Annotated in this window: 18 protein-coding genes; 8 read left to right on the forward strand and 10 right to left on the reverse strand. The window is 35.4% G+C overall.

What is annotated here, in order from left to right:
- Window positions 1-122 precede the first annotated feature (122 nt).
- The 10 genes from KAOT1_RS18935 to miaB form a co-directional block, all read right to left on the reverse strand.
- Window positions 123-2,489 carry a porin family protein gene (locus KAOT1_RS18935; RefSeq protein ID WP_007096512.1) on the reverse strand — a complete coding sequence of 789 codons (2,367 nt, stop codon included), beginning with the start codon at window positions 2,487-2,489 and terminating at the stop codon, window positions 123-125.
- A 121-nt stretch (window positions 2,490-2,610) separates the two neighbouring features.
- Entirely contained in the window at window positions 2,611-4,248 is a 1,638-nt protein-coding gene (groL, locus tag KAOT1_RS18940; protein WP_007096513.1) for a chaperonin GroEL, read from the reverse strand.
- A 60-nt stretch (window positions 4,249-4,308) separates the two neighbouring features.
- The gene (locus KAOT1_RS18945) at window positions 4,309-4,587 is read right to left on the reverse strand and encodes a co-chaperone GroES (RefSeq protein WP_007096514.1); all 279 of its coding nucleotides are present in this window, start codon (window positions 4,585-4,587) and stop codon (window positions 4,309-4,311) included.
- 147 nt (window positions 4,588-4,734) lie between these two features.
- Window positions 4,735-5,091, reverse strand: a complete 357-nt coding sequence (gene secG / locus KAOT1_RS18950; RefSeq protein ID WP_007096515.1) for a preprotein translocase subunit SecG — start codon at window positions 5,089-5,091, stop codon at window positions 4,735-4,737.
- Window positions 5,092-5,097: 6 nt separating this feature from the next.
- Entirely contained in the window at window positions 5,098-6,231 is a 1,134-nt protein-coding gene (locus KAOT1_RS18955) for a tetratricopeptide repeat protein (protein WP_007096516.1), read from the reverse strand.
- Between the two features lies 1 nt (window position 6,232).
- Window positions 6,233-6,736, reverse strand: a complete 504-nt coding sequence (lptE, locus tag KAOT1_RS18960) for an LptE family protein (protein ID WP_007096517.1) — start codon at window positions 6,734-6,736, stop codon at window positions 6,233-6,235.
- A gap of 16 nt (window positions 6,737-6,752) precedes the next feature.
- Window positions 6,753-8,009, reverse strand: coding sequence for a sigma-54 interaction domain-containing protein (locus KAOT1_RS18965; protein ID WP_007096518.1), 1,257 nt, complete (start codon window positions 8,007-8,009; stop codon window positions 6,753-6,755).
- An 18-nt stretch (window positions 8,010-8,027) separates the two neighbouring features.
- Entirely contained in the window at window positions 8,028-9,014 is a 987-nt protein-coding gene (locus KAOT1_RS18970) for a hypothetical protein (protein WP_007096519.1), read from the reverse strand.
- 41 nt (window positions 9,015-9,055) lie between these two features.
- Window positions 9,056-10,033, reverse strand: coding sequence for a hypothetical protein (locus tag KAOT1_RS23380; protein WP_007096520.1), 978 nt, complete (start codon window positions 10,031-10,033; stop codon window positions 9,056-9,058).
- 12 nt (window positions 10,034-10,045) lie between these two features.
- Window positions 10,046-11,491, reverse strand: a complete 1,446-nt coding sequence (miaB, locus tag KAOT1_RS18980) for a tRNA (N6-isopentenyl adenosine(37)-C2)-methylthiotransferase MiaB (RefSeq protein ID WP_007096521.1) — start codon at window positions 11,489-11,491, stop codon at window positions 10,046-10,048.
- Between the two features lie 164 nt (window positions 11,492-11,655).
- On the opposite strand from miaB, the gene KAOT1_RS18985 reads away from it, so the two are divergent.
- The 8 genes from KAOT1_RS18985 to porK all read left to right on the forward strand — a co-directional run bounded on the left by KAOT1_RS18985 (window position 11,656) and on the right by porK (window position 22,602).
- Window positions 11,656-12,897, forward strand: a complete 1,242-nt coding sequence (locus tag KAOT1_RS18985; protein ID WP_007096522.1) for an LVIVD repeat-containing protein — start codon at window positions 11,656-11,658, stop codon at window positions 12,895-12,897.
- Window positions 12,898-13,025: 128 nt separating this feature from the next.
- Window positions 13,026-14,414: a Kelch repeat-containing protein gene (locus tag KAOT1_RS18990; RefSeq protein WP_007096523.1), complete on the forward strand. Its 1,389-nt coding sequence runs from the start codon at window positions 13,026-13,028 to the stop codon at window positions 14,412-14,414.
- A gap of 84 nt (window positions 14,415-14,498) precedes the next feature.
- Entirely contained in the window at window positions 14,499-15,560 is a 1,062-nt protein-coding gene (locus KAOT1_RS18995; RefSeq protein WP_007096524.1) for a hypothetical protein, read from the forward strand.
- A 41-nt stretch (window positions 15,561-15,601) separates the two neighbouring features.
- A complete protein-coding gene (locus KAOT1_RS19000) occupies window positions 15,602-16,150 on the forward strand; it encodes an RNA polymerase sigma factor (protein WP_040560169.1) in 549 nt (182 codons plus the stop codon).
- Window positions 16,137-17,300, forward strand: a complete 1,164-nt coding sequence (locus tag KAOT1_RS19005; RefSeq protein WP_007096526.1) for a hypothetical protein — start codon at window positions 16,137-16,139, stop codon at window positions 17,298-17,300. Before KAOT1_RS19000 ends, KAOT1_RS19005 begins: the two co-directional genes overlap by 14 nt.
- A 104-nt stretch (window positions 17,301-17,404) precedes the next feature.
- Window positions 17,405-19,918: a type I DNA topoisomerase gene (topA, locus tag KAOT1_RS19010; protein WP_007096527.1), complete on the forward strand. Its 2,514-nt coding sequence runs from the start codon at window positions 17,405-17,407 to the stop codon at window positions 19,916-19,918.
- On the forward strand, window positions 19,918-21,087 hold the full coding sequence (locus KAOT1_RS19015; RefSeq protein WP_007096528.1) for a formimidoylglutamase: 1,170 nt from the start codon (window positions 19,918-19,920) through the stop codon (window positions 21,085-21,087). The genes topA and KAOT1_RS19015 overlap by 1 nt, the downstream gene beginning before the upstream one ends.
- Window positions 21,088-21,237: 150 nt before the next feature.
- A complete protein-coding gene (gene porK, locus KAOT1_RS19020) occupies window positions 21,238-22,602 on the forward strand; it encodes a T9SS ring complex lipoprotein PorK/GldK (RefSeq protein WP_007096529.1) in 1,365 nt (454 codons plus the stop codon).
- Window positions 22,603-22,653: the final 51 nt, after the last annotated feature.

Raw genomic sequence — 22,653 nt, forward strand, 5'->3', positions numbered from 1 at the left:
AAATGATTTGATCTCAGAGCGGAATTTTTTATAAAAAGACAGTGTTTCTCTCAAAAAAATAATCCGTTTTCAAAAACTGTAAAAGCTTTTAAAAACGGATCAATCAATAGTGTGTTTATGTATTAACGAACTTGAAGTGTTCTTTGCTCAGAAATCAAATCACCATCTTCTGAAATTCCCTCAATAAATAAGGTAATGTTTTCAGCGTTGGTATCGTAAATTTTGAAATCTGTCGCTTGTGCAGTTTCCAATTTCAATTCTGGAATCCAAGAAATTACACCATATTCTTTGTAGCCTTGATTGTTAAAAGAACTGTAATTTGGCGAATAATATTCTTTTGGAGCTTTAAATGCATACGGCGCAGTAGAAGCAATGTACATTTTCTCCGAAGGATTGTTTTTGAATAATGGCGATCTGCGTGTGATGATTTTAATTACGCCACCACCAAATCGTGTTGCGTTTACAACTTCACCTGCTACCGATTTGTCAATGATGATTTTTTCAACATTCGCTAACGAAAAACTGCTTAAAATATCGAAAGTAGACAATCGCACGCCATCCAAATATACCAACGGTCTTGCAAAAACGGTTCTGTCTCTACCATTACTACGTCCTGGCGTTGTGATAAGTACTTCTCCTAGTCGTTCTGTAACGTAGAAACCGTTGAAGCGTAAAAACTGCGGAATGTCATAAAAGCGGTGATAATCTTCCACGGAGATTTCCTTAACGCGTCCATTTACCGAAATTTCATCTCTATATTCTCTTTTCTTCTTCATTTTTAACGCTACAGGATCTAATTGCTCTGTTTTGTTATAATAGAAATCTGCTGGCAATGAAAAACTTACTTTTTCAGTATCTGTCAACGTAGAGTTTTCTAAAATCATTTCAGAAATTTGATCTGCTTTGTCGTTTACGTTAAAGCGCAAATACATGCTTGGTTTTTTGAAGTTTCCTTTTTTATCGGCATACGAGAAACGAATTTCTTCACCTTCTTCCAAGAAGAAATTATCCAATCTAAATTCTTGATTTTCGTCTAATTCAATAAATCTAGGTTTGTGATTTTTTGTTCCGTACAAAAAGATACTTTTAATGCCTTCGTTTGGTTTGTTGACACGTCCTGTGATCGAAATTCCGTTTTCAAAACGATTTAAAGCATTTGGTTTTTCTTCAAAAATATCATTCCAATCGTAACGACTCCAACCTTGTGTTAATAATAAAATATCCAATTCGTATTTTTTCTTTCTGTCCATGTTTCGGAAGTAATATTGCGGATTTTCCACATAACCACGCACATGAGGCTTTAGGTAAAAGTTAGAAAGAATGTTGTGTTCAGGATTGTAACTTTTGGTCGTTTCTGGCAATATCGAAATACTTACGTTGGCATCTTTTTGCAACGCTAATTCGTCAATAGAAAGTACTAAGGAATCTTTCACTTTCGTGAGATGTGACACTTTGATGTCTGATTTTTTTACAAAATAATCATTGAAGAATAAACGCTCTAAAATAGGATTGTCGTTATGATCGAAAACAGTTACGGTATTGACACCTTTAAATAAATCTTTCTTAGGAACGCTAATGGTTTTTTCAGTTCCGTCAAACGTAAGATTGATTGTTTTTAGGTTTCCACTTTGATGCACCAAAACTTTGTATTGTTTCGTTGGATTGTATGCAAGTGTTTCTTCATTTGTGCTAAAATTGATGATAATTTTATCTTCAAACGGATTGTTTAAAATCATGGAAACACCTTTTTGGTCTGCTTTTGGCAACGTTTCTGTGATTGTCGTCCCGTTTTCTAGCTTAATTTCAGCAGTATATTGAATATTCTGTTTTGGTTGAAATAAAAATTTCCCCATTCCAAGCGTGTTGCTTTCAAAAGAAGCGACTTGATTTTGATATTCATCATACACAATTCCAGAAACGGCAACACCTTTTCCGTTCATATCAATTACTTTAAAACCAACATTGCTCAAGGTGTTGGCAACAATATGTCCACCTTCTGGTAAAAACTGAAAATCGAATGATTCTGTAGTTTCTACAAAAGAGTCAGGCGTTTTTTTATCGGTAATAATTTCAATTTTTTGGACATACGCATCACTTTCTTTAAAGTTTTTCATCCAGTTGGTCTCTGCTTTGATGAAATACGTTCCAGCCGTAAAAGTAGAATCAACGGCAAAATTTCCTTTCGTAATTCCGTTGTTGGCTTTAAATAATGCTTTTTTAATTTGATTTCCTTCTGCATCATAAATACCAACATTGATATTTGTAGTTGCTTTTGAAGTCAGCTGATTTTTTTGATCGTAGGTATACCCTTTGAACCAAATTTCTTCACCAGCTAGATAGCTCGTTTTGTTTAAATGTAAATACACGGATTCTCTTGGTAACTTAAAGTATGCTGCGTATTCGTCTTCAACAGTTTGTGGCTGTTGCGCGTTGACGCTGAATACAATAGAGAACGTAATGAGTAGTAAAAACAGATGTTTTTTTTTCATAGTGTTTCGGTTTTTGTTAATATTCTTTATGAAAAGTGTCACAAAAACTGTGCTAAAACGAAAAAACTTCGAAAGTTCATACTTTCGAAGTTTTTATAATACTCATAAATATTTCTTATGCTTACATCATTCCAGGCATTCCTCCGCCCATTGGTGGCATACCGCCTCCAGCAGGAGCTTCCTCTTTGATGTCGATCAACGCACATTCTGTAGTTAAGATCATTCCAGATACAGAAGCAGCATTTTCTAGTGCAATACGTGTTACTTTTTTAGGATCGATGATTCCTGCTTTTAACATATCAACGTATTCGTCTGTTTTTGCATTGTATCCGAAGTCTTTTTCGCCTTCCATTACTTTTGAAACGACAACGCTTCCTTCGCCACCTGCGTTTGAAACAATGGTACGCAATGGTTCTTCAATAGCACGCGCAATAATTTTGATTCCTGTTACTTCATCAAGATTATCAGTTGTAATACTTTCTAAAACACCTTTAGCACGAACTAGCGCAACACCACCACCAGCAACGATTCCTTCTTCTACAGCAGCTCTTGTGGCGTGTAAAGCATCGTCAACTCGGTCTTTTTTCTCTTTCATTTCTACTTCAGAAGCAGCTCCAACATATAATACAGCTACTCCACCAGCTAATTTTGCTAGACGTTCTTGTAATTTTTCTTTGTCGTAATCTGAAGTTGTAGATTCAATTTGTGCTTTGATTTGTCCCACGCGTGTTTGAATCATTTCAGCGTCACCAGCGCCATTTACAATGGTTGTATTGTCTTTGTCAATCGTGATTTTTTCTGCTGTTCCCAACATGTCAATCGTAGCATTTTCTAGCGTGAAACCTCTTTCTTCTGAGATTACCGTTCCGCCAGTTAAGATAGCGATGTCTTCTAACATTGCTTTTCTACGATCACCAAATCCTGGAGCTTTTACCGCTGCAATTTTTAATGCACCACGAAGTTTGTTTACTACCAACGTAGCTAATGCTTCTCCGTCAACATCTTCTGCAATGATTAATAATGGCTTTCCAGTTTGTGCTACAGGCTCCAATACTGGCATTAAATCTTTCATAGAAGATATTTTCTTGTCGAATAGTAAGATATAGGGACTTTCCAATTCTGCTTCCATTTTTTCAGAGTTGGTTACAAAGTATGGAGATAAGTATCCACGATCAAACTGCATTCCTTCTACAACATCTACGGTTGTGTCAGTTCCTTTTGCTTCTTCAACCGTAATCACACCTTCTTTTCCAACTTTTCCAAAAGCTTTCGCGATTAAGTCACCGACAACTTCGTCGTTGTTTGCAGAAATAGAAGCAATTTGTTTTATTTTTTCAGAAGAATCACCTACTTTTTTAGCTTGCTTATTTAAGTCATCAACAATTGCTGTTACCGCCTTGTCAATTCCTCTTTTTAAATCCATCGGATTTGCGCCAGCAGCAACGTTTTTCAATCCTTCTTTTACGATTGCTTGTGCTAATACTGTAGCCGTTGTTGTTCCGTCTCCTGCAAGATCATTTGTTCTAGAAGCCACTTCTTTTACCATTTGTGCTCCCATGTTTTCTAATGGATTTTCGAGCTCAATTTCTTTGGCTACAGAAACACCATCTTTTGTGACAGATGGCGCACCAAATGATTTGCTAATGATTACGTTTCTTCCTTTTGGTCCTAACGTTACTTTTACTGCATTTGCTAAAGCGTCCACACCACGTTTGAGTCCGTCGCGTGCTTCAATATCAAATTTTATATCTTTTGCCATGATTTTTGTAATTGTCAGCTAAGTTGATTTTAGCTGGAGTTATGTTATTCTGTTTTTTAATTAAATGATTGCTAAAATGTCATCTTCTCTCATAATGATGTAATCAGCTCCTTCAAACTTGATCTCAGTTCCAGAGAATTTTCCGTAAAGCACGGTGTCACCAACTTTTACCGTTAATGGTTCGTCTTTTTTCCCTGATCCAACAGCAACTACAGTTCCTCGTTGTTGCTTTTCTTGCGCTGAATCTGGAATGTAAAGCCCTGATGCAGTTTTTGTTTCTGCTGGTAATGGGGCAATCAAAACTCTATCTGCTAGTGGTTTGATATTAACTTTGCTCATTTTGTTGAATATTTAATTTTATGAATTGATTATTTACGAGTAGGATTAGTCAGAAATTATGCCATTGTGCGAATGCTGACAAATTGAAGCAAAAAAAATGTCAGCTTATGACAAGCTGACATTTTTTTGTATGTATGTGAAGGAAAATTAGCTTCCTCCATTTTCTGTTCCGTCTGTTGTATTTGTATTGTCTGCCGGAGGCGTCGTTGTTGGTTGATCTGTTTGAGGAATAGTATCACCCGAAATTTTCGATCTTTCTTCTGCGCTTCCTAAGTTTGTAAAGTTAGTCACTAAGATTAAAGCAATTAAGATTGTTGCTAAAGCCCACGTACTTTTGTCTAAGAAGTCCGTTGTTTTTTGTACACCACCAATTTGCTGGTTTCCGCCACCACCAAAAGAAGAAGATAATCCACCACCTTTTGGATTCTGTACCATTATTACTAACATTAATAAAAATGCTACAATAAGGATTAAGATTATAAAAATGTAATACGTTGAACTCATTTTATATTAATTATTTTGTTGTAATTTTTTTATTGCTCGAATTTGGTCTGCAAAGAAACCACTTTTTTCTGGATATTTCAAAATTAAAATATCATAAGCTTTAATTGCTTTTCTATATTTTTTTTGTTCTAAATATACTTTAGCCAAAGTTTCGGTCATTAACATAGACTGATCTACGCTTGTGTCGTTTGCCAAGTTGATTGTTTTTTCTAGTGTTGGCTTGGGTTTTATCTTCGGATTTGTGTCTATAAACTTGTCTATCAGTTCAAATCTTTTTTGTTTTTCTTCTTCTGAAACTTCAATTGTTGCATCAATTTTTGGTGTAGTTTCTTCCTTTTTTTCTGCTTTGATTGTGATTTTTGGCTCAGTTTTAACCTTAGTTTCTACCTCATCAGAGCGATCTATGGGTTTTAAGTTGGTTAATTGTAACCATTCTGAAAAAGAATGTTTCTCCTTTTTATCAAAAGAAAGTGGTTTTCCAAGTTCCAAAGTTTGTTCAGGAGTTTCTTCTGTTTCTAGAGTTTCAACTTCTGTTTTTTCAGCGACAACTTTTTTGTCTTTTGATTTTTTCTTTTTCTTCTTCTTGTCTTTCTTTTTCTTTTTTTCGTTGCTTGCTATTTCTTCGGAAATTACTTCGGATTCAATTTTAACATCAGTTTCAGCTTCAACCTCATTTTCAACTTCAACTTCTGTGTCATCATTAGGAACAGCCGCAATAGTAATTGGCGTCGCTTTTGGTTGAAATAACTCTGGATCGAGAATAGCATTTGCTTCTTGAAGTTTTGTTTTGATCGCATCTTCCATACGAAGATTTTTATCTATTTTGATTTCTTCTACCTCAACTTCAATTTCTTTGGTGTTGTTCTGTGATTCTGTAATGGTACTCGAAATTTTATGTTGCTCAAACTTTTTTGAGGTAATGAAATCAAATAGAATACTGCGATCGGTGGTGTAAGCAGCTGTTGTTTTTAAACTTTGATTGTATTTGAAGCTATCCTGATTTTTTAATCCTTTTAAATGTACCACACGTGCTGCCTGAAAGTATGGAAATTCTTTCGTGATGGCTTCAATAGCTTTGGTTTGTGCCGCATTGATGTGTACGGGATTTTGTAATATGTATGTAAAATCAGAAATATTCATGTTACCATTTGGCTAAACTCGCGTTAAAAATATCTTGTGTGAGACGTTCAAAGATTTCTTGATACGCCGCATCTTGTACGTTGATTAATTGTGTGGTTGCAGGATAATCATAGAAGAAAGAGAATCGCTGATCGAAATCGTCTTCGGGTCTGTTTTTGTGTGTAAAACGAACTTGCACACCAATGGTTAAGCGGTTTTGCGCTGCCGTATTGTTTGCTGTGGCACTCATTGGTGATACACGATATTCTACAATTTCGCCTTCGTAAACCAAATCGCCATTGGCTCTTACCAAATCAAGACTTGTTTGGTTTAGAATTAAATCTTGTAAGGCAAGTGTAAAATCTCTATCCAATCCAGGTTCAATAATTGGTGCATTGTTTTGGAAAAAGTTGACTTGATATGTTTTGGCATTCAAATCTCCTGTTCCTGTAAAGTTGTAAACTCCACAACTTGTTATGGTGATTGCTACGATAAGCGTTGCAATGATGATTTTTATCTTTTTCATTGATGTATGCGTGTGTTTATAAATCAAATTGTTTGATTTTTCTATATAATGTACGTTCTGAAATGCCCAATTCTTTTGCGGCGGCTTTTCGTTTTCCTTTGTTGCGTTCTAGTGCTTTTTTGATGAGTTCTAATTCTTTGTCGTGTAAAGAAAGTGTTTCTTCTTCTTCCACATCTTCTGCAAAGTGATATTTATCTTCTGGCATTACGGTAACTTCTGGAGCTAATGGTAATAATTTTACAGGAGCATTAACTTCGTCTTCGTGGAAAATTTCTTCACTTTCATCATCACCATATATTTTTTGAATGAGACTTTCGTTTTCGTCTTTTACTTCTTGTGAAACACCATTTTGCATGAGTTCCATGGTGAGTTTTTTTAAGTCGTTTAAGTCACTTTTCATGTCAAACAGCACTTTGTACAAAATTTCACGTTCCGAACTAAAGTCACTTTCACTTTTTGAATTTTCAATCACAGCAGGAAGGTTTCCAGTCGTATTCGGTAAATATTGACGCAGTGTATCTGCAGTAATGGTTCTATCTTCTTCCAAAACGGAAATTTGCTCTGCAACGTTTCTTAGTTGACGAATGTTTCCGTTCCAACGGTATTTTGTCAACATTTCAGTAGCAATTTCATCCAAACGAATGGAAGGCATTTTATATTTCATGGCAAAGTCAGAAGCAAATTTTCGAAATAATAAATGAATGTCACCTTTTCGTGCTCGCAATGGCGGAAGTAAAATTTCAACCGTACTTAAACGATAGTATAAATCTTCTCTAAATTTTCCTTTTTTGATGGCTTCAAACATGTTTACATTGGTTGCGGCTACAATACGAACGTTGGTTTTCTGTACTTTGGATGAACCTACTTTGATAAATTCGCCATTTTCCAAGACTCTGAGTAAACGTACTTGCGTTGTGAGTGGCAATTCTCCCACTTCATCTAAAAAGATCGTTCCGTTATCGGCAACTTCAAAATATCCACTTCGGGTTTGCGTTGCGCCTGTAAATGCACCTTTTTCGTGTCCGAATAATTCACTGTCAATCGTTCCTTCAGGAATTGCACCGCAGTTTACAGCAATATATTTTCCGTGCTTTCTGTGTGATAGTGCATGAATTATTTTGGGAATGCTTTCTTTTCCAACTCCACTTTCACCCGTTACTAGCACAGAAATATCTGTTGGCGCTACTTGCATGGCTTTTTCAATAGCACGATTGAGCCCAGCATCGTTGCCAATAATACCAAAACGTTGTTTGATTGCTTGTATGGATTCCATGTGTTTGTTGTTCTTTTTTTAATTTATGTATTGAAATGTTTCGTTTATAGTAATGGTAGTATCATCAGCAATATTTGGCAAGGACGAAAAAATAGTTCCGTTTCGATTGATGATTCTATTTCCAGCATCATATTCAACGTTTAAGTTTGAGTTTCCTTGCGTTGTACTAACATTAGTAACGTTGTTGTTGCTGTAAATCATTGCTTGCCAATGTTCGTATTGATCGTCGTATTCATCATTTAAAATAGAGAATGCGTACAAGTCGTTTAGCGAGTTTCGCAACGGATTTGTGTTGTTATCATACGTATATGTAAAGGTGTTGGCATCTTGCCCTGTAATTACAGATGAGGTAAGATTTCCGTTGCTGTCATACGAAATGGTTTCTGTTTTGATTGTCATTCCATTTTCCATAGTTTCTCTTAGCATGAGTTTGCTTGTGGATGGATCAAATGTGAATCTGGTAGAAAAATTAGTTCCTTCTTTCGTGCGCGTTACCACGTTATTTGCATGAATGTATGAGAATGTGAAGTTTTCAGAAGCATCTTCTAAATCTTCGTACATGATTGTGGATATTTTGTCTAGCGTGTAACTTACAGAGGTTCTATTCACCAAAACGCCATCAACCGTAGTTCTTACTTCTCTTACTCTACTGTTTTCGTCTCTAATAATATTTCCAACACCATTGACAGTAATTCCAAAAATAGTTAGTGTTGTGTTTTGAGCGGTGAATTGATTATTTAAATTAATCACAAAATCTGCCGTAAATGAAGTTTCATCGCCCGTAGTTGACGAAAAACTTTTCATGTAATCATAATCAGAAAGTTGCAATGAGCCACCTGTAGGATCTGTTGGGTTTGGATCAACAGGATCTGGATTTGGATTAATAGGATCAGTCGGATTGCCTGATGATGTTTCTATGATAATTTCACCTTCATACGGTTCATTATCACACGAAAAAAGGCAAAAAGCTAGAATTGTTGTAGTTATGATTATGGTTTTTTTCATCGGTATCGGTTTTAATGTTTTACGTTTTACAACATCAATTTTTAGTATTGATATACCTCAGATTGAGTTACGGTTACGCCATCACCTAAATCATAGTTTCCGCCTTTGCTTAAAATGTTATTATTGGTATCATACATTGGGTTAAAATTGTATGAACCTTCGCTTGTGTTTCCGCCAATCCAATTGTTACTACTGTGAAAGTTGGCAATGATTGCACCTACTTCATCTTCTGGATCGCCATTAAAAACAGAGATTAGATACGTGTCTGCGAAAACTGCTTTTAAAGGATTTGTAAACGAATCGTATGTATATGTATTTGTTGTGGTGCTTCCGTTGGCTTCTACAGATGTTTGGGTACAGTTTCCATCTGCTGCGTATGTAAGTGTTTCTACTTGTGTGGAAGTACCATTTTCAAAAGATTCTAAACGTGTGAGTCTGCTATTGCTGTCAAACGTAAAAACAGCTGTTGAGTTAGTGCCTTCAACCGTTTTTGTTACTGTGTTTCCTGAGTATGTAAATGTATAAACATAATCGTCAGTATCATCAGCAGAAAAGTCATATTCAATTTGCGTAATATTGTCTCCTGTATACGTAATTGTCGTTGTGTTTTGACCGTTATTGGCATTGTCTTGAATTGAGATGATTCTTCCATTTCCATCACGAGTGTAGGTGCTTAATGAACTGGTCATTGTCCCAAAAATTGTCAAATCGATATTTTGACTTACAACCAATCCTTGTTGAATATTAAAGTCGGTATCTGTGATAATTTCTCCGAAAATTGGTGCGTTTGTAGAAACATCATAGGTGTATGTAGAAAGTGTTGTTCCGCTATTTCCACCGCCGTTGTTTCCTCCACCATTGTTCCCGCCACCGTTTCCGCCGCCATTGTTTCCACCACCATTATTTCCACCACCACTTGTTGGGTTTTCAATAGCGATGTTGCTGTCTAAAGGTTCGTCATCACAAGAAAAGCAGAAAAATGCTAAGAGTACCGAAGTGATTAAAAGAGTTTTTTTCATGGTTTATGTTTTTTAATTATTCTCAGAGAGTCCAATAGCTTCCCCAATTAAGGTTGCCGAAGTACAATCGTATATTTTTACGTTTACAAAATCTCCAGGTTTGTAGTTTTCTTTTGGGAAAACCGTTACTGTATTTCGGGAAGTTCTTCCCATCCAATGTTCGTCTGACTTTTTGGAAGTTCCTTCAATTAAAACTTCTTGCACGGTGTTGAGGTGCGATTTGGTTCTGAACGCGCTGTGTTTGCGTTGCAATTCTATGATTTCTGCAAGTCTGCGTTTTTTGGTTGCTTCTGGCACATCGTCTTCCATTTTTCTTCCTGCCATCGTTCCTGGGCGTTCCGAATAGGTAAACATATACCCAAAATCATATTTTACATATTCCATCAACGAAAGTGTATCTTGATGATCTTCTTCTGTTTCTGTTGGAAAACCAGCAATTAAATCTTGAGAAACACCACAACCTGGTAATATTTCCTGAATTTTATCAATGAGTGCAAAATATTCTTCGCGTGTGTGCAAACGATTCATTTCTTTTAAAATTCGATTGCTTCCGCTTTGTACTGGCAAGTGAATGTGCTTACAGATGTTTCTGTGTTTTGCCATGACGTGAAATACACTTTCGTGCATGTCTTGCGGATTTGAGGTAGAAAAGCGAAGTCTTAATTTTGGAAACTTCGTCGCCACCATATCAAGTAGTTTTGCAAAATCGACCGCAGTGGCTTTTTGCATTTCAGAAGCTTTATCAAAATCTTTTTTCAATCCGCCGCCATACCATAAATAACTATCTACGTTTTGACCGAGTAGTGTGATTTCTTTAAAATTTTTATCTGAAAGTTCTTGAATTTCCTCTAAAATAGATTGCGGATCACGACTACGTTCACGTCCACGTGTAAAAGGAACTACGCAGAAAGTACACATGTTGTCACAACCTCTAGTAATGGAAACCAATGCGTTGATTCCATTAGTGTTTAAACGCACAGGCGAAATATCTCCATAGGTTTCTTCTTTAGAAAGTACGACGTTTACGGCATTTCGTCCGTCATCAATTTCCTGAATTAAATTTGGTAAATCTTTGTAGGCATCAGGTCCAACAACCATGTCTACAATTTTTTCTTCTTCGAGAAATTTACTTTTCAGGCGTTCTGCCATACAACCCAACACGCCAACTTTCATTTTCGGATTGTGTCGTTTTACTGCATTATATTTTTCCAAACGTTTGCGCACAGTTTGTTCCGCTTTGTCGCGGATAGAACATGTGTTTACCAATACCAAATCTGCTTCTTCCAAACGATTTGTGGTATTAAATCCTTCTTTTGCTAAAATGGAAGCAACTACTTCGCTATCGGCAAAATTCATTTGACAGCCATAACTTTCAATGTACAGCTTTCGGGTGTTTTTAGGATTTTCAGCTAAAACAATATGTTCTCCTTGTTTGCTTTCGTCAATAATCTTCTCCATGTAAATGTATTCTAAACCTTGAAATCACGTTCAATTAAGATGCAAAGATAGAATTATTTCAAAATATATGACATAATGACATGTTAAATAAATAACGTAAAGAAAGACGCAACCTTTTTAGTAAATTAGCATCTACTCTGTAGATCAATCAAAATATACATGCCATGAAATTCAACTATTTACTTTTATTTTTTGTAGGCTGCTTTTTTATCTCGTGTTCTAATGATAAAGAATATGAATACCTTAATGTAGCCACACCCATTACAATTACTACAGCAGAATTGCGTGCTTCCATAGAAGTATTGCCAGCGCAAGATATCGTGGAATCAGGAAAAATATATGCATATCAACAATACATATTTGTGAATGATGTAGATAAAGGCGTTCATATTATTGATAATAGAAATCCTGCACAACCAACATTAATCAACTTCTTAAAAATTCCGTTAAACCGAGACGTTTCCATCAAAGGGAATTATTTGTATGCCGATAGCGGACGCGATTTGGTTGTTTTTGATATCAGTCAAATTACCAACATACAAATGATTGGACATGTAGAAAATGTCATTGAAAACTATCAAGCAATAGCCTATCCTGAAGATGCAGATTTGTATAATTTTGACGACTATGATAGTTATAATGATATTATTATTGGTTGGGATATTACGGTAGAACGTAGAGAAGTAGCTGATGATATTTATTACGAAACATTAGACAACGCAACTGCTGGTGGTGGCGGAACAGGTACTGGCGGATCTTTAGCGCGTTTTAAAATTGTAAACGATCATTTATATGTGGTAGATAATAGCAGTATTAATGTATTTGATATTCAAAATTTAGCGTCTCCTGTAAAAGTCGGACAGGAATATGTGACTTGGGAAGCAGAAACGATTTTCCATGAAGACGATAAATTATTTATTGGAAGCAGAACAGGAATGTTTATATATGATATTTCGCAACCAAGTTCGCCGCAATATCTATCAGAATTTAATCATATGCGATTTTGTGATCCTGTCGTTGTCGATGGCGATTATGCATACATTACACTTCGTGCTGGCACAAGTTGTATGAACGGAGATGCGCAAATGCTGGAAAGCCGATTGGAAATTGTAAATATTTCAGACATCTACAATCCGCAACTAGAAGAAACCTATATTATGGACGAACCGTATGGTTTGGGAATTAAAGGCGATCAACTTTTTATTTGTGATGGTGCTTCAGGATTAAAAGTATACAATAAGTCAGATATTTCAAACTTACAATTACTTCAAAACTATACCAATATCAATGCATATGACGTCATTCCAATGGACGAGAGATTGCTGATGATTGGTAACAATACATTGACACAATACAACTACACAGAAACAGGAATTGAACTCATAAGTGAATTTACTATTCAATAGTTAATTACTACAATTCTTACAATAAATGAGAAGTCTATTTTTTTGAGAAGAATAGACTTTTTTAGTTTTTCGGGAACTTTTTCAAAAAGTAACGCGTCTATATAAATAGAAACCAAAAAAAGTTACCAATGAAAAAAATATTGCTAAGTCTTATCACAATTTGTATGATATCATGTGCTTCCGATGATGGAAACACGCCTGTTGATAATTCATCTTCTCTTGACGAATTACGAGCGGCAAGCATTCAGCTATTATCAGGAAATGATGAAAAAGTATGGAGAATAAGTCAGGCTGAATTGAAAAACGGGCAAAACATCATTGATGTTTCTTCAAATTTTAATGTTGTGGATGACGAGTTTGTATTTACCGATACTACTATACAGTGGCGACAAGGTCATGCTATCCAATATAACGCAACAAATGCACAGCAAGCCAAGCAAGACTATTATGTAGCTCCAGAAAATTACTCGTATAATTTTCAATCGGAAAGCGCTACACAATTTTCTTCAAACTCAAATATGACATACGAAATACAGGAAAATGGTTCTATTATAGCAAACTTTTCTATGGGAAACACCACAGAATTACTGCTTACGTTAGTTCCTAAAACAGCACAAGATTATGCTTCTGTAGAAAATACGTCACTTCAATTTACGGAAGAACTAACATTTCAAACAGTACTAAATTATACCAGCTCTACAGGAATGCTAGGTTCTAATAGTCAAAATAGTATTTACATTGCTGCTCAAGATGATATACATAATCAGAAATTGATAAAAATTGACATGACTACGCAGATGCAAACAGAAGTAATACACGAGTATAGTCATTATTCAGATAAAAGGATTCACATATCAGGTGATCGTTTGGCAATAGTAAACACACTAACAGTTGATAATTATAACTTAAATTCACTTGAATTTTTAGGACATGGTACTCAAAATGGACTTCTCGATGGAGCTATATATTTTGGATCAGCAATTCTAAGTGATGATATTTACATTGTAGGCGGACGTCCAAATGCAGATCCTTCTCGCATCTATAAATATAATATGCAAACACAAGCATACACAGAGTTCGCAAATCTTCCAGAAGCTCGATATGGTGCTGAAGCAACAATTGTTGGAAATAGTTTGTTTGTTTTTGGAGGAAAAACAGTAGTGCCATTTTTTGCAGAACCAGAAGAAAGTACAATATATATTGTTCCTTTAGACAATCCAAGTGCCGTACAAACATTACAAATGACACAAACGGCAGCAATTACCTTTGTGCAAGCACGTCAAAATTTAATTTACATAGCTTCTGTTGCAGAAGTTGGAGAAGGTGTACGCAATACTATCAGTGTATTCAATACGTTTGACAATACCTATCAAGACTTATCACACAATTTAGATAGTTCAAATCCAAATGATACCATTCAAGGAATGTGCCTAATCGGCAATAAAATGTATGTAATATATGGTGAAAATGTTGGAGGCTTGCTAGATTGGTCTATCTATTCAGCAACACTAGATTAAAATAAATTTTTTAGAACTCGGGAACTTTCTCAAAAAAAGAGACGTCTATATAAATAGAAACAAAAAACATTAACAAAACCACATATGAAAAAGCAACTTTTAAAAATAATATCTCTATGTATTATAGGAACACTTATATTTTCATGTTCCGATTTAGATGATAATGAAGAAGTAGGAACGGTTGACATTGAAAACTTAATCCAAAAAGAATCTGAACTTTTTAATCTGATTGAACGTGTAGCAGAAACAGATGATGAAGATGAAATTACCTGTATCAAATTTCTCTATTCATTTACTTTGGTAGAATTTGGTACTGATTTATTACCTGTAAATGAATATGTAGTTTCAAGCGATGAAAACTTTAGTTTTATTTTAGATAATATATCTGATGGAAACAGCATTGGAATCAATTTTCCAATACAAAGTATTTTAGAAAGTGGTGAAGAATTCTTAATTCAAAACAAAGAAGAACTCAAGCAGTCTATTGACGATTGTATTGAAGCACAACAAGAAGAACTTGCAGGACAATGTCGTTTATTATTGCAAGAATGTGTTTGGGTAGTAAGCCATAACGATGAAAACGAAGATACTTACGAACATGCTGTTTTTGATGTAGCTGATGACGGAACTTTCAAATTTTACAACAACGGCGAATTGCACGAAGGAACGTGGATCGTATATTTTATTGAAGACGAATTGCACACGAATGTCAACTTTAACGACGAAGGAATGACAGGTGATGACTGGAATTTTGACTGGAAAACGCAAATACTCTCTGAGGAAACTATGACGTTTACAAAAGATGACACAAGTTTTACCTTAACTAAAGAATGTGAAGAAGAAAATTACTGTACGCAACTCATCTTTTCAGAATGTGAAGACATTGATGGTTCAGAAATTTCAGAATTTATATTCCAAGATTACATACCTTGCATTCTGCAAATTGAAGATTTAGAAGTATTAACGGAAAACGATAGCATTGCATTCTATGAAACACAAATGGATGCAGACTTAGAAGTCAATCCATTATCGCAAGAATCATATCAAAACATTACACAAGAACAAACTATTTATGTGCGAGTGTATTATGCTTCAAGTGATGAATTTTTTATCATTCCGATAACAATCAGATCCACAACTTGCTAAGAACAATTCAAATACAAAACAACCAAATAGGGGAAACGTTTTTGGAAAAAACAAACGCAGAAGCGCATAACATACAAGGGTTAATCAAAGGTGATGAACTTGCTCAAAAAGCGGTTTATGACACCTTTGCACCCAAAATGTTAGCAGCTTGTAACAACTTTATTTCCGACAGAACGCTTGCAGAAGAAGCCATGAATAATGGTTTTGTAAAAGTATTTTTCAATATAAAAAAATATAAAAACGAAGGAAGTTTTGAAGGTTGGATTCGAAAAATAATGATTCGGGAAAGTTTGTCGTTTCTACGAAAAAAGAAATTTGTCATTGCTTCTCAAAGTGAAATCATTCTGGAGAAACAAAAAACCTTTCAAAAACCAGTAGCAGAAGTTTCAGAAATTCAGCGACTCGTAGAGCAACTTCCAATAGAATTTAAATTAGTATTCAATCTCTATGCTGTAGAAGGATATGCACACAAAGAAATTGCGGAATTGCTTAAAATACCAGAAGCAACTTCAAAAACACGCTTATTCAGAGCGCGAAAACTATTAAAAGAACAATTGCAAAACCATAAAAAAGCTAATGGAAGACTTTGATTACATAGATTCGCTTGCCAAAAGCGAACTTTCAGATCGTACACTGAATCCATCTACTGATGGTTGGAATATGGTGCAGCAAAAAATGAAGCGTCAAAAACGCAAACGACTCTTTATCTATCTTTTTCTCTTGACATTGATAGGTTCACTCGGAATTTATATTGGAGTACACTCAAACACAACTAGCGAAAATACTTCTGTAGTAAATACAAAATCGAATACGAACTTGAACACGAATTCAGATTCAACTTCAACTTCAGATTCAAACTCAATTTCAGATTCAATTTCAAACTCAGACACAATCGCAACTGATTCCAGTCAAGCTGAATCAAACACTATAGTAACGCAAACTGAAAAAACAAATACAAATCAACAGCAAACTGCTAACAACTTGCATGGAGAGAAAAATGGTATTGCTAATTCACAGACTAGAATCAATTCGCGATTGAACAACGAAAACAAAAACAACAATCATAATCGTGTCGCTTCAAAAATAAAAACAGGTAACGGAACTCAATTTGATACTTTAGAAAATATCGCTTCCGCAGATGAAGAAGACGTAAACTTCAACGGCGCAGGACTCAAACTATACGATTGGCAACTAATTGCGCCAGACAAACTAAAAAAGAAACGTCAAAAACGTAAAAAAGCATCCAAAGCAGAAAAAGTATATGAAAACCTAGATTTAATGGTTGGTTTCAATGGTTTTACATCGCCAAACGATTACAAATTCTCAGGATCGTACGTTTTTGAAGTATCTTACACCGAAGAAAAAAAGTTAAAAAATGATTTTTATCTTAACTATGGCGCTTCATTGCAATTCAGAAACTTACGCTTCAAAAATGATTCCTTAAGTTTCAACAGAGGCGAACTGAGTTTTAACATACTTTCGAGTGTAGAAAAACGCTTTGGAAACTACGGAGTAGAAGCAGGAACGTATCTTGGTTATGAATTCTATTCGCCCAACAACGAGCTTTTCAACAACATTAAAGCCAATTTCTTAGAGCGAAAAATTAACTACGGATTGTTTACGGCACTCAACTATCAAAAAATTGGATTGGTCTTTAAATACGAATTTTCACCCTACATAAATTACCTTGGAGATAAGAAATTTGGAGCATTCACCATTGGTGTAAAGTATGATTTTTAAGCCTAAAAAAAGTAAAACATTATTGGTGTAAAAAAAGTATAAACAGAAAAAAATGTGCCCATTTTTAAAAATCTACATACTTTTGTACTCTGAAAAAACGATATATGGCAAAGAATCTGGTAATTGTTGAGTCACCTGCAAAGGCAAAAACGATTGAAAAATTTCTTGGAAAAGATTACAAAGTGGAATCAAGTTTTGGTCACATTGCGGACTTACCATCCAAAGAATTAGGTGTAAATGTTGATGGCGATTTTGAACCTGAATATATTGTCTCTGACGACAAGAAATCAGTAGTAAAAAAGCTAAAAGACTTAGCGAAGAAAGCAGAAACTGTTTGGCTCGCAAGTGATGAAGATCGTGAAGGAGAAGCGATTGCGTGGCATTTGGCAGAAACATTAAAACTAGATCCGGAGCGTACAAAACGAATTGTTTTTCACGAAATCACCAAAACAGCAATCCTAAAGGCAATCGATAATCCAAGAGATATTGATTACAATTTGGTCAATGCGCAACAAGCACGAAGAATTTTAGACAGATTGGTGGGTTACGAACTATCACCAGTACTTTGGAGAAAAGTAAAAGGCGGATTATCTGCCGGACGTGTGCAGTCAGTTTCTGTACGTTTAATTGTAGAAAGAGAACGAAGCATTCAAGATTTCAAACCAAAAGCATCGTTTAAAATTGCCGCAGAATTTTTAAACTCGCAAGGAAAAAAATTCAAAGCAAAACTCAATAAAACATTTCCAACACATGATGCTGCAAAAAAATTCTTAGCAAAAAATGTTGGAGCCAATTTTAAAATTGCCAGCTTAGAAACGAAGCCAGCAAAAAAATCACCAGCGGCACCATTTACCACATCAACACTACAACAAGAAGCATCGCGAAAGCTCTATTTTTCCGTAAGCAAAACTATGACCTTAGCACAGCGTTTATACGAAGCAGGGTACATAACGTATATGAGAACGGATAGTGTAAACCTTTCTAACGATGCAAAAAATGCCGCTCAGGCGGAAATAATTCGTTCTTACGGAGAAGAATACAGTCACCCAAGAAACTACAAAAGCAAAGCAAAAGGTGCACAAGAAGCACACGAGGCAATTCGTCCTACCAACATGGAAAACCATTCGGTAGATGCAGAATACGATCAAGTGCGTTTATACGAATTAATCTGGAAACGTACGTTAGCTTCACAAATGAGCGATGCTAAACTAGAACGTACCAACGCCAAAATAGAAGCCAATACGCATAACGAACTTTTTACCGCAAATGGAGAAGTATTAAAATTTGAAGGATTCTTAAAAGTATATCTTGAAGGAAAAGATGATGAAGACGAAGAACAAGACGGCATGTTGCCAGCGTTAAAAGAAGGTGAGCAACTTGCCAACGAATTCATTTCAGCAACACAACGCTATACAAAAGCACCATATCGTTTTACGGAAGCTTCTTTGGTAAAACAACTAGAAGAACTAGGAATTGGACGACCATCTACATATGCGCCAACCATTTCTACCATTCAAAACAGAGGTTATATCGAAAAAGGAACGGTAGAAGGTGTCGAAAGAAAATACGAACAACTTACGCTCAAAGGAGATAAAATCATAGAAAAAGAACTCACAGAAAAAGTAGGTTCAGACAAAGGGAAATTAGTACCAACTGATATTGGAATGATTGTAAATGATTTCTTGGTGAAAAATTTCTCATCCATATTAGATTATAATTTCACAGCAAAAGTAGAGCAAGACTTTGACGACATTGCTTCTGGAAACGAAGAATGGAAAGACATGATGAAGGATTTCTACAAAGATTTCCATCCAAAAGTAGAAGACGTCAAAGAAAATGCCGAACGTGAATCTGGTGAACGTATCTTAGGAACTGATCCAGAAACAGGAAAACAAGTAAGTGTGCGTTTAGGAAAATTTGGACCAATGGTACAAATAGGAACGGTTGACGATGAAGAAAAACCAAAATTTGCCAGCCTAAGTCCAGATCAGCAACTAAATACCATTACGTATGAAGAAGCCATGGATTTATTTCAATTGCCAAAAACGCTTGGAGAATACAAAGGCGAAACGGTTGAGGTAAACAATGGTCGTTACGGTCCGTATGTAAAATTTGGAAAAAAATTCATTTCGCTTGATAAAGGAGAAGATCCGCTAAGTGTGGAAATGGATAGAGCCAAAGAATTAATTGACGCACGTGAAAAAGCAGATACGCCAATTGCACAATACGAAGGACACGATGTTACCAAAGGTGTTGGTCGTTTTGGACCTTTCTTAAAGTGGAACGGCATCTTTATCAACGTGAATAAAAAATATGATTTTGACAATCTTTCAAAAGCAGACATTGAAGAACTCATAGAAGACAAAAAGAGAAAAGAGCGCGAAAAAGTAATTCACAACTGGGAAGAAGAAGGAATTCGAGTAGAAAAAGCACGTTGGGGACGAAGTAATATTATCAAAGGAAAAACAAAAATAGAACTTCCAAAAACTGTTGATGCTACAAAACTTACCTTGGAAGAAGTTCAAAAAATGATTGAGGACAAAGCTCCGAAGAAAAAAACAAAAGCTAAAACAAAAACAAAGGCAAAAGCGAAACCCAAAGCAAAAGCTAAAAAATAATGGAATTTGAATTTTTATCGCCTGTCAATGACCTATTGATGGCTCATAATGAACTGCTATCCAGTCAGGCATTAGGGAATAAAATGGACATTCATACGTCCAAAAATGGAATTCCTCAAACGGTTGCAGACGCAAAATTTGCCATCATTGCTGTATTAGAAAATCGTAGTGACATTAACTACTTGGGTGAAAACCTTGATCTCTTAGAAATTCGAAAAGCATTGTACAGTCTCTTTCCAGGAAACTGGAGTCATAAAATTGTAGATTTAGGAAATTTGCAAAAAGGAGAAACAGTCAATGACACTTATGCGGCTTTAAAAACCATCATGGAGCCGTTGCTTAAAAAAAACATCATTCCCATCATACTAGGAGGAAGTCAGGATTTAATGTATGCTATGTATCGCGCATACGATAATCTTGAACAAACCGTTAATATAGTCAATGTAGATAGTAAATTTGACTTTGGAGCCGTAAGTCAGACGCTCAGCAATACATCCTACATGGGAAAAATTATTGTAGAAGCACCGCACAATCTATTTAATTATAGTAATATTGGCTATCAAACCTATTTCAATGCGCAAGAAGAAATAGATTTAATGCAAAAACTATTCTTTGATGCCTATCGTTTAGGGCAAGTCTCAAATGATATTAGTATTGTAGAACCAATTACGCGTGATGCAGATATTGTTGGAATTGACTTATCTGCTGTAAAAGCATCAGAAGTAAGCGGAAATCAAAACACATCGCCCAATGGTTTAGACGGAAAAGAAATCTGTGCCATAAGTCGATATGCTGGAATCAGTGACAAAGTATCATCATTTGGTATTTTTGAATATCGTAACTCTAAAGATGAAGAAATCACGGCAATGTTGGTGGCACAAATGATTTGGTATTTTGTGGAAGGTGTCAATTATCGTGTAAATGATTATCCATTTACTTCAAAAGACGATTACTTAAAGTATATTGTGCCAAACGATGTAGAAGAAATGATTTTTTACAAGAGCAACAAAACAGAAAGATGGTGGATAGAAATACCATTTATTTCAAGTTTGAATAATAAATTAAAAAGACATACGTTATTACCTTGCACACACCAAGATTATTTGAATGCTTGCAATCAAATTGTCCCTGAAAGATGGTGGATGGCGTATAAAAAAAGTATAAATTAAATAAGCGTGTTAAGAAAACCTTAAAATATATTTAGAAAAAGCAATTCAAAACCATTAGTTTTTAGAATAAAAAATTGTTTTTTTAAAAATAAATAGATAGGTTTACGCCCTTAAAATCTATAAAAAACGTATTAACCTCAATAATTCCGTATGAAAAAGATTGTTGTATTAACAGCCGTTTTAGCATTTCTTTATAGCTGTGGTTCTAAAGATCGAGGTGAGCTAGTCGGTGTCAAAGGAAAAAAATGGCATCCTGAAAAGCCTTATGGTATGACGCTAGTTCCAGGTGGTTCCTTTATTATGGGTAAATCTGATGACGATATTGCTCAAACCAAAAATGCACCTACTAAAACAGTTACAGTTCCTTCGTTTTACATGGACGAAACTGAAATCACGAACAGTGAATACAGAGAATTCGTGTATTGGGTAAGAGATTCTATAATCAGAACTAAATTGGCAATCTTAGCTGATGAGGAAGGAAAAACAGATCCTGCTGAAGATGGAATAGCAAAATATGCATTTAAAGATGCAGATACTGCAGATCTTACCGCTTGGGAAAAATACAATCTAGAAAACTATGTCGGTCTTGGTGATACAGGATACGAAGGAAGAAGATTGAATCGAGACGAGGAATTAATTTGGGATTACTCTGAAATTCCAGACGAATTCTACGCTGAGGTTATGGATTCAATGTTAATACCAGAAGCAGAATCATACAACGGACAACGTACAATTGATTGGACTAAAGTAAGATTTCAATACACTTGGATGGATATTCAAGCTGCTGCCAAAAACAAAGGCATGAAGCGTACGGAATTCATCAAAAGAGAAAACTTAGAAATCTATCCAGATACAACGGTTTGGATTCGTGACTTCGAATACTCATACAATGAGCCAATGCACAACGATTATTTCTGGCATGATGCTTATAATGATTACCCAGTTGTTGGTGTCACTTGGAAACAAGCAAAAGCATTCTGTGAGTGGAGAACACTTAAAAAGAATATCTACAGAAAAGAAAGAAAACGTCACATGATTAACAAGTTCAGATTACCGTCTGAAGCAGAATGGGAATATGCGGCAAGAGGCGGACTCGAAGGAGCAACATATCCTTGGGGAGGACCTTACACTATGAATGATAGAGGTTGTTTCTTAGCTAACTTTAAACCACTAAGAGGAAACTACGCAGCAGATCAAGCACTATACACAGTAGAAGCTGAATCATACGAGCCAAATGACTTTAACTTATACAATATGGCTGGTAACGTAGCAGAATGGACAGCATCATCTTATGATCCAAGCTCATACGAATACATGTCAACGATGAGTCCAAACGTAAATGATACCTTAAACAAACGTAAAGTAATTCGTGGAGGATCATGGAAAGATGTTGAATACTTCTTACAAGTAAGTACAAGAGATTTTGAATACAGAGACTCTGCAAGAAGTTATATCGGATTCAGAACGGTACAAAGCTACATGGGAACAGATGTAGTAGGAAAAGGACCAAGATAATTATCAAAATACTAAAAATAAACCACGGTTAACCCAACACTTAAATTTTAT

This window comes from Kordia algicida OT-1, from assembly GCF_000154725.1.
Taxonomy (GTDB): Bacteria; Bacteroidota; Bacteroidia; order Flavobacteriales; family Flavobacteriaceae; genus Kordia; species Kordia algicida.

What these genes read in the sequence shown, in the direction of transcription:
- KAOT1_RS18935 (WP_007096512.1), bottom strand. Translation starts at nt 2,489, where the DNA reads ATGAAAAAAAAACATCTGTTTTTACTACTCATTACGTTCTCTATTGTA.
- groL (WP_007096513.1), bottom strand. Translation starts at nt 4,248, where the DNA reads ATGGCAAAAGATATAAAATTTGATATTGAAGCACGCGACGGACTCAAA.
- KAOT1_RS18945 (WP_007096514.1), bottom strand. Translation starts at nt 4,587, where the DNA reads ATGAGCAAAGTTAATATCAAACCACTAGCAGATAGAGTTTTGATTGCC.
- secG (WP_007096515.1), bottom strand. Translation starts at nt 5,091, where the DNA reads ATGAGTTCAACGTATTACATTTTTATAATCTTAATCCTTATTGTAGCA.
- KAOT1_RS18955 (WP_007096516.1), bottom strand. Translation starts at nt 6,231, where the DNA reads ATGAATATTTCTGATTTTACATACATATTACAAAATCCCGTACACATC.
- lptE (WP_007096517.1), bottom strand. Translation starts at nt 6,736, where the DNA reads ATGAAAAAGATAAAAATCATCATTGCAACGCTTATCGTAGCAATCACC.
- KAOT1_RS18965 (WP_007096518.1), bottom strand. Translation starts at nt 8,009, where the DNA reads ATGGAATCCATACAAGCAATCAAACAACGTTTTGGTATTATTGGCAAC.
- KAOT1_RS18970 (WP_007096519.1), bottom strand. Translation starts at nt 9,014, where the DNA reads ATGAAAAAAACCATAATCATAACTACAACAATTCTAGCTTTTTGCCTT.
- KAOT1_RS23380 (WP_007096520.1), bottom strand. Translation starts at nt 10,033, where the DNA reads ATGAAAAAAACTCTTTTAATCACTTCGGTACTCTTAGCATTTTTCTGC.
- miaB (WP_007096521.1), bottom strand. Translation starts at nt 11,491, where the DNA reads ATGGAGAAGATTATTGACGAAAGCAAACAAGGAGAACATATTGTTTTA.
- KAOT1_RS18985 (WP_007096522.1), top strand. Translation starts at nt 11,656, where the DNA reads ATGAAATTCAACTATTTACTTTTATTTTTTGTAGGCTGCTTTTTTATC.
- KAOT1_RS18990 (WP_007096523.1), top strand. Translation starts at nt 13,026, where the DNA reads ATGAAAAAAATATTGCTAAGTCTTATCACAATTTGTATGATATCATGT.
- KAOT1_RS18995 (WP_007096524.1), top strand. Translation starts at nt 14,499, where the DNA reads ATGAAAAAGCAACTTTTAAAAATAATATCTCTATGTATTATAGGAACA.
- KAOT1_RS19005 (WP_007096526.1), top strand. Translation starts at nt 16,137, where the DNA reads ATGGAAGACTTTGATTACATAGATTCGCTTGCCAAAAGCGAACTTTCA.
- topA (WP_007096527.1), top strand. Translation starts at nt 17,405, where the DNA reads ATGGCAAAGAATCTGGTAATTGTTGAGTCACCTGCAAAGGCAAAAACG.
- KAOT1_RS19015 (WP_007096528.1), top strand. Translation starts at nt 19,918, where the DNA reads ATGGAATTTGAATTTTTATCGCCTGTCAATGACCTATTGATGGCTCAT.
- porK (WP_007096529.1), top strand. Translation starts at nt 21,238, where the DNA reads ATGAAAAAGATTGTTGTATTAACAGCCGTTTTAGCATTTCTTTATAGC.